Raw genomic sequence first — 9,223 nt, 5'->3', positions numbered from 1 at the left:
TGGCGGCCGCGCCTTAGGCCGCGGCCCCCGGGCGGGCCGGTTTGGTGGGGGGCGTGGGTTGGGGGGCGGGCCGGTCCCCGCAAAACCCCCCCACGTCGCACAGGTCCAAGGGCAATGCGCAATCATGCGTATTTCATCGGCGTTTCACGCAGATCCGATCACAGCTACCACTTGACAGCCGCCCGGCACCGTCGTTTAACTCCTGGCCAACGCCACAGTCGAAGCACTCGGCGGCAGAGGTACGCCCAGCCGGTAGCTGGCCACGCGTCAGAAGCCCGGACTGAGTCGCCAGGACCCCATGGGAGTCCGAGGCGGGGTCGTGCCCACCAGGATCTGGGGCCCAGACATGATCCTCCTTCGCACGACTCCCTCCGGCCGCCATGACACAACGACCCTGCCTGGACGCAGTGTTCGTGCCCGTCGACCCACCCGGTCCCGCCTGGCCCCCGCCCGACCGGCCTCGCTCCACCCGTATCGCGCGGTGGCGGCGACAGCGGACCGTCCACGGTCCGACTCGCAGCACCCGCGGCGCTGAGCACCGCCCGCCGACCGGCCGCACGTTCAGCCCAACCGGGCCCACCGGCCGTTGCCGCGGCCGAAACGCCGTACACCGAAGCCACACCTTGCGCGGAAACACGTGTCCCACAGCTCCACACCGGAGGTACCTATGCATGCGGTCCCCCGCAGCACGCCGCCCGCACGCCGCGACGTGCTGCGCACCGGCGCGGCTTGGGCCACCGCGGCGGCCGCGGGCCTGTCGGCCTCCGGCTGCGCGGCGGGCGGCGACAAAGGCGTCAGCGCCGACGGCACCGTGACCATCGAAATGTGGCACGGTCAGACCGACACCGGCAAGAAGGCCCTGGAATCCCTGGTCGCCGCCTTCATGCGCAGCCACCCCCGCATCCGCGTCGAGCTGGGCGGCGGAGTGCTCGCCGACTCGATGCTCCAGAAGGTGACGGCCGCTCTCGCCGCCGGCTCCTACCCGGACATCGCCTACATCTTCGGTTCCGACCTCGCCAGCGTCGCCCGCAGCCCACAGGTCGTCGACCTCACCGACATGGTCGGACACGCCCCCACTCCCTGGGGGACCTACTGGGAACCGGCACGCACGGCCGTGACCGTCAACGGCCAGGTGCGCGCCGCGCCCGCGCTGCTGGACTCGCTCGCCGTGGTCTGCAACAAGAAGCTCTTCCGGCAGGCCGGCCTGCCACTGCCTGAAGCCGGCTGGCGGTGGGACGACTTCGTCGCCACGGCCAAGGCGCTCACCGACGCCGGCAGCGGCCGCTTCGGCACCGGCTGGCCCGGCGTCGGCGACGAGGACACCGTCTGGCGGCTGTGGCCCATGATCTGGGATCTCGGCGGGGATGTCGTCGCCGACGACGGCAGGCACATCGGCTTCGCCGACGCCGGAACCCGCGCCCTGGAGGTGGTGGCCGCCCTCGTCCGCGACAAGAGCGTCTACGTCGACCCGAAGCCGGGCAGTGAGCAGATGTACCAGGTCTTCGAGTCCGGCCGTATGGGCCTGGTCGTCACCGGTCCCTGGCAGCTGCCCGACATCCGCCGGGCGAAGATCGACTACCACGTCGTGCCACTGCCCAGCTTCTCCGGCCGACCGGTGACCATCAGCGGACCCGACACCTGGACCGTGTTCGACAACGGCGACGCCCGCAAACGGGCCGCCAAGACCTTCGTGACCTGGCTCATGCAGCCCACGCAGGACGTGCGTTGGGACATCGACGCAGGCAGCCTGCCACTCAGCCGCCGCACCCGCGACCTGCCCGCCTGGCAGCGCAAGGAAAGCGGCACCGAGGGACTGGGGGTGTTCACCAAGGCCCTCGACACGGCACGGGCACGCCCCGTCCACGCCGCCTATCCGCAGATCTCGCAGGCTCTCGGACAGGCCATCGTCACCGTGCTGCTGGGACAGAGCAGCCCCACCAAGGCACTGCGCGCCTGCGCCGCCGACGCCAACGCCGCACTGCTCATCCCGCGTTGAGGAGCCCCGTGATGTCGCGACTGCCCACCCCGATCACCGTGTCCGGGCCCCCGGACAACCGGCGAGCCCTGCGCCGCAGACGAGCCGGTGAAGCCGCCATGGCCTGGACGTTCGTCTCCCCCGCCGTCCTGATCATCATCGGCCTGAGCGTGGTACCCATCATCTGGTCCCTGCTGCTGTCCTTCCAGGCCGACGACCTCGTCACCCCCAGCCGTTGGGTGGGCCTGGACAACTACCGCGCCCTCGCCCAGGACCCGCACTTCAGCCAGGCTCTGCGCAACACCCTGCTGTACACCGCGCTGTACGTGCCGACCAGCATGGTGGTCGGCCTGCTCCTCGCCCTCGCCCTCAACCGGCGCATCCGCCTCGTCGGGCTCTACCGCACCCTGTTCTTCGTCCCGTTCGTCGTCTCCGCGACCGCACAGGGCGTGCTGTTCTCGTTCATCCTGGACCCCGAGTTCGGCGCCGCCAACGCCGTCCTGCACCACCTCGGCATCCCGTCCCAGGGCTTCCTCACCGACCCCTCCCAGGCACTTCCCGTACTCGTCGCGATCAGCCTGTGGAGCGGTACCGGCTTCTGCCTGGTGATCTACCTCGCGGCGCTCCAGGACGTGCCGGCCTCATTGATCGAGGCGGCCCGGCTGGACGGCGCCGACCGCCTCCAGCTCCTGCGCCACGTCACGCTTCCGGCTCTCAGGCCCGTCACGGTGTTCCTGCTGCTGTGGCAGACCATCGAATCCCTCCAGGCGTTCGACCTCGTGTACGTCACCACCAAGGGCGGCCCTCTCGGCTCCACCACGGTGATCGTCTACTTCATCTGGCAGCAGGCCTTCCAGAACGCCACCGCCGGATACGGGGCCGCCTCGGCCTACGTCCTGGCCGCCTCCCTGGGCCTGATCGGCCTGGTTCTCCAGCTCCTCCGCCGCCGCCTGCAGGGGGCCTCCGCATGACCACCCTCTCCGCCCCGCCCGACGCCGCGCAGGCGGCCTCCCCCGCCCCCCGCCGCGCCGTACGACTACGCCACCCGCGACTGCCATTCAGCCCCTGGCACTTGCTCCTCGCGCCGATGGCCCTACTCTTCGCCGTCCCCCTGATCTGGCTGGCGCTCAGCTCGGTGATGAGCAACGCCGAGATCAACCGTTTCCCGCCGGCGCTGTGGCCCTCGCATCTGGACCTGGGCGGCTACCACTATGTGCTGGGCAACGCGATGTTCCCGCGCTGGTTCGCCAACTCGTTCCTCGTCAGCCTCGTCACGGTCACCGCCAACCTCGTGCTCGGCACCCTCGGCGGCTACGCGTTCGCCCGGATGCGGTTCGCCGGCTCCCGCCTGCTGCTGGCCACGATGGCGATCCCGTTCCAACTGACGATGATCCCCACGTTCCTGGTGATGAGGCAGCTCGGCCTCATCGACACCCTCGGCGCGCTGATCGTGCCGTCCCTGGTCACGCCCTTCTCGGTGTTCCTCCTGCGCCAGTTCTTCCTCTCGCTGCCCCGCGAGCTGGAGGAGGCCGCCTGGATCGACGGCTGCTCACGGCTGCACGTGCTGTGGCGGATCGTGCTGCCGCTGTCCCGGCCGGCCCTGAGCACGGTGGCCGTCCTGACGTTTCTCAGCACCTGGAACGACCTGACCTGGCCCCTGATCGCCATCAACCACGACACCCAGTACACACTCCAGCTCGGCCTCACCACCTTCCAGGGACAGCACCACACCCAGTGGGCCGCCGTGATGGCCGGCAACGTCATCACCGTGGTGCCGGTCCTGCTCGCCTTCCTCGGCGCGCAGAAGTCGTTCATCCAGTCCATCACCTCCACCGGTCTCAAGGGCTGACCCCGTTCACCCCCGACACACCCCTCAGGCAGGAACACCTCAATGCCGCACCCCTTCGACCTGCTGGTCATCGGTGACGCCAACCCCGACGTCGTCGTCGGCCCGCTCGACGGCCCGCTCGCCTTCGGCCAGCGCGAACAACTGGTGCCCACCGGCACCCTCACCGTCGGCGGATCCGGCGCGATCGTCGCCTGCGGGGCCGCGCGCCTCGGCCTCAGAGTCGCCTTCGCCGGGCGCGTGGGCGACGACGACGCAGGCCGCTACATGCGCGACCGGCTCCTCGCCCACGGCGTCGACACCGAGGCACTGCGGCTCGACCCTGGCCGGCCCACCCCCATGACAGTCGTGCTCACCCGCGCAGACGACCGGGCCATCATCACCGCCCCCGGCACCCTGGCCGCGACCACGGCCGACGACGTACCCGCGACGCTGCTGGGGGCCGCGCGGCACGTGCACGCGGCCTCCTACTTCCTGATGCCACAGCTCGCCGTCGCGCTCCCCGAACTCCTGAGCACCGCACGCCGGCACGGCGCCACCACCTCCCTGGACACCAACGACGACCCGTCAGGCCGGTGGGAGGCCTCGGGCCTGGACGCGGCCTTGGCCCACACCGACTTCCTGCTGCCCAACGCCGCCGAAGCCCGGCACCTGGCCCGCCTCGACACCGACGACCCCGCCGCGGCCGCCGCACGGCTCGCCCGCCGGGGCCCGGTCACCGCGGTCAAGAACGGCGCAGACGGCGCACTGTGCCACGACGGCGTACGACTCTTCACCACCCGGGGCATCCAGGTCCAGCCCGTCGACGCCGTCGGCGCCGGCGACAGCTTCGACGCCGGATTCATCGCCGCCCTGCTCGACGAGACACCCCTGCCAGAGGCCCTCCGCTTCGCCGCGGTCTGCGGAGCCCTGTCCACCCGTGCTCACGGCGGCACCACCGCACAGCCCACGCGGGACGAAGTCCTCGTCCGCCTCTCCGAGACCGAGGAAACGCCGGTATGACCACCCCCAAGATCGCCTTCATCGGAGCGGGCAGCGTCGTCTTCACCCAGGGACTGCTCGCCGACCTCCTCGCGTTCCCCGAACTGAAGTGGGCGCACATCGCGTTGCACGACATCGACGCCGAGCGTCTGGCCACCGCACACGCCGCCGCCGCACGGATCGCGGAGACCCTCGGCGCCGACCCCACGGTCACCGCGGACATCGACCGCCGCAAGGCCCTGGCAGACGCCGACTTCGTCATCAACATCGTGCAGATCGGCATGGGCGGGGCCACCCGGACCGACTTCGAGGTACCGGCCCACTACGGCGTACGCCAGACCATCGGCGACACCCTCGGCATCGGAGGCATCTTCCGCGCCCTGCGTACCTTCCCGTTCCTCAAGGAACTGGGGCGGGACATCGCCGAAGTCTGCCCGCAGGCCTGGCTGCTGAACTACACCAACCCCATGGCCATGAACGTCCAGTATCTGACGCAGGCCACCGGCCTGACCCGGGTGGTGGGACTGTGCCACTCGGTGTACTGGACGATGCGCGACCTCGCCGATCTGGTCAAGGTCCCCTACGAGGAGATCAGTTACCACGCCGCGGGCGTCAACCACCAGGCGTGGGTGCTGCGCTTCGAGCACCAGGGCCAGAGCCTCTACCCGAAGCTGGACGAACTGATCGCCTCCGACGGCCAGTTGCGCCGAAGGGTCCGGGTCGACATGTACCGCCGGCTCGGCTACTACCCGACGGAGACCAGCGAGCACTCCTCCGAGTACGTTCCCTGGTACCTGCACCACGCAAGCGAGGTCGAACGGCTGCGGCTGCCGATCGGCGAGTACCTCAAGATCGTCGACGAGAACGTCGCCGCCTACGAAAAGACCCGCGAAGCGCTGGCCGCAGGAACACCGCTCGCCGTCGAGGGGACGATGGAGTACGCGCCCCAGATCATCCACAGCATGGTCACCGGCACCCCGCGCACGGTCTACGGCAACGTCCCCAACCGGGCTTTGATCGACAATCTGCCCGCGCACGGTGTCGTCGAGGTGCCGTGCCTGGTGGACTCGCTGGGCGTCCAGCCGACCCGGGTAGGCTCCCTGCCGCCCCAGCTGGCGGCGCTCAACCGCACCTACCTGAGCGCGAACGACCTGGTGGTGCGAGCGGCGATCGAGGAGGAACCGCGGCACATCAGGCACGCGGCGATGACCGACCCCGCCACGGCCGCGGCCCTGCCGGTCGAGGACATCTGGCGCCTGTGCAACGACATGGTCACCGCCCATGGCGACCTCCTCCAGCCAGGGCTGCGCATCCGCCTCGCCCCGTAGGGCCGCGGTGGCCCGGATGCCGGTGACCTATCAGGTGGGTGCCGTACTGATCGATCAGCGCCAAGTGCAGCAGTGGCTTCCGCGGTCAGGTGGGCTGGGGGCGGCCGAAGAGCAGGTCGTAGCCTGTCGGGAGCTGGAGCAGGACCTGCTCCAGGAGGTCGTGGCCTGCTGCGTCGGCGACAGTGCTGAGGACGGCGCTGACATCCCAGGCCGCGGTCCGCTCGGTGGCTCCCTCGATCCAGGCAGCCGTCGCCCGCACGAACCTCTCCGGGGTCAACGGCTCGGCGCTCTGGAGAGGGTTGAGCAGGATCAGGGCGAATTCCTCTGGCAGGCGTGCCGCCAGCTGGGCGCGCACCTCCCCGACCAGGTGGGCACCCAGCAGAGCGAGGACCACGCGCGCCGCGCGTTCTGCCTCGTGTTGCGTCGCGTACTCGCCGCGCTCTTTGACCTGGTCGAGGAAGACTTCGTGTCGCAGGGTCACGTGGCAACCACCCTTTCGGCTCTTTGCTGCGGCGTGGCCGTACTCGGGTCCCCGGGGTCGTGGTGTCAGCCGGCCATATCGGCTTTGCCGAACAGGACGGCGTAGCCCGAGGGGAGCTGGTTGATGATCTGGTTCAGCTCACCGCCGGAGACGGCGCCGGCTAATCGCCGAACTCGCGTACGCGAGCGAGGAACTCGTGGTGCTGCATGGTTTGTCACCTCCGCTTGCCAGTGGTTCTCAGGGCATCGCAGGCGATGCCCTCTTCTCCGGTGCAGCGCTGCTCGCGGGCGGGGCCGGCCCGGTGACCTCCACCGTTGCCGGGCGCAGCAGGTTCTCGCCCAGCCGGTAGCCGGGACGCAGGACCGCCGAGCACACCAAGCCGCCTATGGCGGTGCTGACGTGGTGGGCGAGGGCCTCGTGGCAGGCGGGATCGAACGGATCGCCCACCTCACCGAACGACGTGACACCCAGCGAGCCGAGCTGCTCCTTGAGGCTGTCGGCGATGTCTTTGAGACCAGGCGTGAGCGGCTCGTTGGCGCACGCCCGGTCGACGGCGTCCAGCACGGGCAGCAGCGCCTTGAGCACGTTGGCCGCGGCGATCTCGCGCACGGCCAGGCGGTCCCGCCGCACCCGCTTGCGGTAGTTGTCGTACTCGGCCTTGACCCGCTGCAGGTCGGCGGTCCGCTCCTGAACCAGGCGCAGCAGCTGCTGAAGTTCGGTGCTCTGCGGACCGCTCCTGTTCATTGTCAGCCAGCCTCCGGCTTGTCGTCATCAACGATCTCGGCATCCACCACGTCCTCCTCGGCCGAACCACCACTCCTACCATCGCCCGCGGAGGCACCGGTCGGCTGCTCGGCCTGGGACTGCTGATACAGGGCGGTGCCGATCTTCTGCGCGGCCTGGGCGGTGCGGTCGATCGCCTGCCGGATCGCGGCGGTGTCCTCGCCCTTCAGCCTCTCCTTCAGCTCGGCCAGCGCCGACTCGGTCTCGCTCTTCGCGTCAGCCGGGATCTTGTCGGTGTTGTCCTGCAGGAGCTTTTCGGTGGAGTAGACGAGCTGTTCTCCCTGATTGCGGGTCTCGGCCGCCTCACGGCGCTTGCGGTCCTCCTCGGCGTGCTGCTCCGCTTCGCGGACCATGCGGTCGATGTCGTCCTTGGGAAGCGCCGAGCCTCCGGTGACGGTCATCTTCTGCTCCTTGCCGGTGCCCAGGTCCTTGGCGGAGACGTGCATGATGCCGTTGGCGTCGATGTCGAAGGTGACCTCGATCTGCGGCACCCCGCGCGGCGCCGGGGGCAGGCCGGTCAGCTCGAACATGCCGAGCTTCTTGTTGTAGGCGGCGATCTCGCGCTCGCCCTGGTAGACCTGCACGGTCACCGACGGCTGGTTGTCATCGGCGGTGGTGAAGATCTCGGAGCGGCGGGTGGGGATGGTGGTGTTGCGCTCGATGAGCTTGGTCATGATGCCGCCCTTGGTCTCAATGCCCAGGGACAGCGGGGTGACGTCGAGCAGCAGGACGTCCTTGACCTCGCCCTTGAGGACACCGGCCTGCAGGCTCGCGCCGACGGCGACGACCTCGTCGGGGTTGACGCCCTTGTGCGGGTCCTTGCCGGTCAGCTCCTTCACCAGCTCGGTCACGGCCGGCATGCGGGTGGAGCCGCCCACCATGACCACGTGATCGATGTCGGACACCTTGATCCCGGCGTCCTTGATCGCGTTGTGGAAGGGCGCCTTGCACCGCTCCAGCAGGTCGGCCGTCAGCTGCTGGAACTGGGCGCGGGTCAGCTTCTCGTCCAGGTGCAGCGGACCCTCGGCCGAGGCGGTGATGTAGGGCAGGTTGATGGTTGTCTCGGTGGACGACGACAGCTCGACCTTCGCCTTCTCCGCCGCCTCCCTGAGGCGCTGCACGGCCATGTTGTCCTTGGACAGGTCGACGCCGTGGTGGTTGTTGAACTGTGTGACGAGGTGGTCGACGATCCGCTGGTCCCAGTCGTCGCCGCCCAGGTGGGTGTCGCCGTTGGTGGCCTTGACCTCGATGACGCCCTCGCCCATCTCCAGCAGCGACACGTCGAAGGTGCCGCCGCCCAGGTCGAAGACGAGGACCGTCTGGTCGTTCTCCTTGTCCAGCCCGTAGGCCAGCGCGGCCGCCGTCGGCTCGTTGATGATGCGCAGCACGTTCAGGCCCGCGATCTCCCCGGCCTCCTTGGTCGCCTGCCGCTGGGTGTCGTCGAAGTACGCGGGCACCGTGATCACCGCGTCGGTGACGTCCTCGCCCAGATAGGACTCCGCGTCCCGCTTCAGCTTCTGCAACACGCGCGCGGAGATCTCCTGCGCGGTGTACCGCTTGCCGTCGACATCCCCGTGCTCGGGGAACCGCCAGCCGTGGTCGCCCATGTACCGCTTGACCGAGCGTGCAGTGCGCTCCACGTTCGTCACGGCCTGCCGCTTGGCCACCTCGCCGACCAGCACCTCGCCGTTCTTGGAGAACGCCACCACCGACGGGGTCGTCCGCCCGCCTTCGGTGTTGGTGATGACGGCGGGATCGCCGCCCTCCAGGACCGAGACCACCGAGTTCGTCGTACCGAGATCGATACCGACCGCACGTGCCATCTGAGC

General features: G+C 69.5%; 8 protein-coding genes and 1 pseudogene. 5 read left to right on the top strand and 4 right to left on the bottom strand.

Annotation, left to right across the window (positions count from 1 at the left end; all coding sequences use genetic code 11):
- Positions 1–667: 667 nt before the first annotated feature.
- The 5 genes from ABZ453_RS37845 to ABZ453_RS37825 are packed head-to-tail and all read left to right on the top strand — an operon-like array spanning position 668 to position 6,130.
- On the top strand, positions 668–1,996 hold the full coding sequence (locus ABZ453_RS37845) for an ABC transporter substrate-binding protein (RefSeq protein WP_359022438.1): 1,329 nt from the start codon (positions 668–670) through the stop codon (positions 1,994–1,996).
- A gap of 11 nt (positions 1,997–2,007) precedes the next feature.
- A complete protein-coding gene (locus tag ABZ453_RS37840; protein ID WP_359022436.1) occupies positions 2,008–2,946 on the top strand; it encodes a sugar ABC transporter permease in 939 nt (312 codons plus the stop codon).
- Positions 2,943–3,824, top strand: coding sequence for a carbohydrate ABC transporter permease (locus ABZ453_RS37835; RefSeq protein ID WP_359022434.1), 882 nt, complete (start codon positions 2,943–2,945; stop codon positions 3,822–3,824). Before ABZ453_RS37840 ends, ABZ453_RS37835 begins: the two co-directional genes overlap by 4 nt.
- A gap of 42 nt (positions 3,825–3,866) precedes the next feature.
- A complete protein-coding gene (locus ABZ453_RS37830; protein WP_359022432.1) occupies positions 3,867–4,823 on the top strand; it encodes a carbohydrate kinase family protein in 957 nt (318 codons plus the stop codon).
- Positions 4,820–6,130 (top strand): alpha-glucosidase/alpha-galactosidase, encoded by a 1,311-nt coding sequence (locus ABZ453_RS37825; RefSeq protein ID WP_359022430.1) that lies wholly within the window; start codon positions 4,820–4,822, stop codon positions 6,128–6,130. Before ABZ453_RS37830 ends, ABZ453_RS37825 begins: the two co-directional genes overlap by 4 nt.
- Positions 6,131–6,215: 85 nt before the next feature.
- Here ABZ453_RS37825 and ABZ453_RS37820 read toward each other — a convergent pair whose 3' ends face one another.
- From ABZ453_RS37820 to dnaK, 4 genes and pseudogenes are all read right to left on the bottom strand, one after another.
- Entirely contained in the window at positions 6,216–6,611 is a 396-nt protein-coding gene (locus ABZ453_RS37820; protein ID WP_359022428.1) for a DUF2267 domain-containing protein, read from the bottom strand.
- A gap of 65 nt (positions 6,612–6,676) precedes the next feature.
- Positions 6,677–6,775, bottom strand: a pseudogene (locus ABZ453_RS37815) (DUF2267 domain-containing protein); the annotation flags it as partial.
- A 73-nt stretch (positions 6,776–6,848) separates the two neighbouring features.
- The gene (grpE, locus tag ABZ453_RS37810; protein ID WP_359022426.1) at positions 6,849–7,355 is read right to left on the bottom strand and encodes a nucleotide exchange factor GrpE; all 507 of its coding nucleotides are present in this window, start codon (positions 7,353–7,355) and stop codon (positions 6,849–6,851) included.
- Positions 7,356–7,357: 2 nt separating this feature from the next.
- Entirely contained in the window at positions 7,358–9,217 is a 1,860-nt protein-coding gene (gene dnaK, locus ABZ453_RS37805; protein WP_359022424.1) for a molecular chaperone DnaK, read from the bottom strand.
- Between the last annotated feature and the right edge of the window lie 6 nt (positions 9,218–9,223).

The organism is Streptomyces sp. NPDC005799, from assembly GCF_040630525.1.
GTDB lineage: Bacteria > Actinomycetota > Actinomycetes > Streptomycetales > Streptomycetaceae > Streptomyces > Streptomyces griseorubiginosus_B.
Note: the sequence above shows the minus strand (reverse complement) of the source record. Positions and strands in the feature narration are given on the sequence as shown.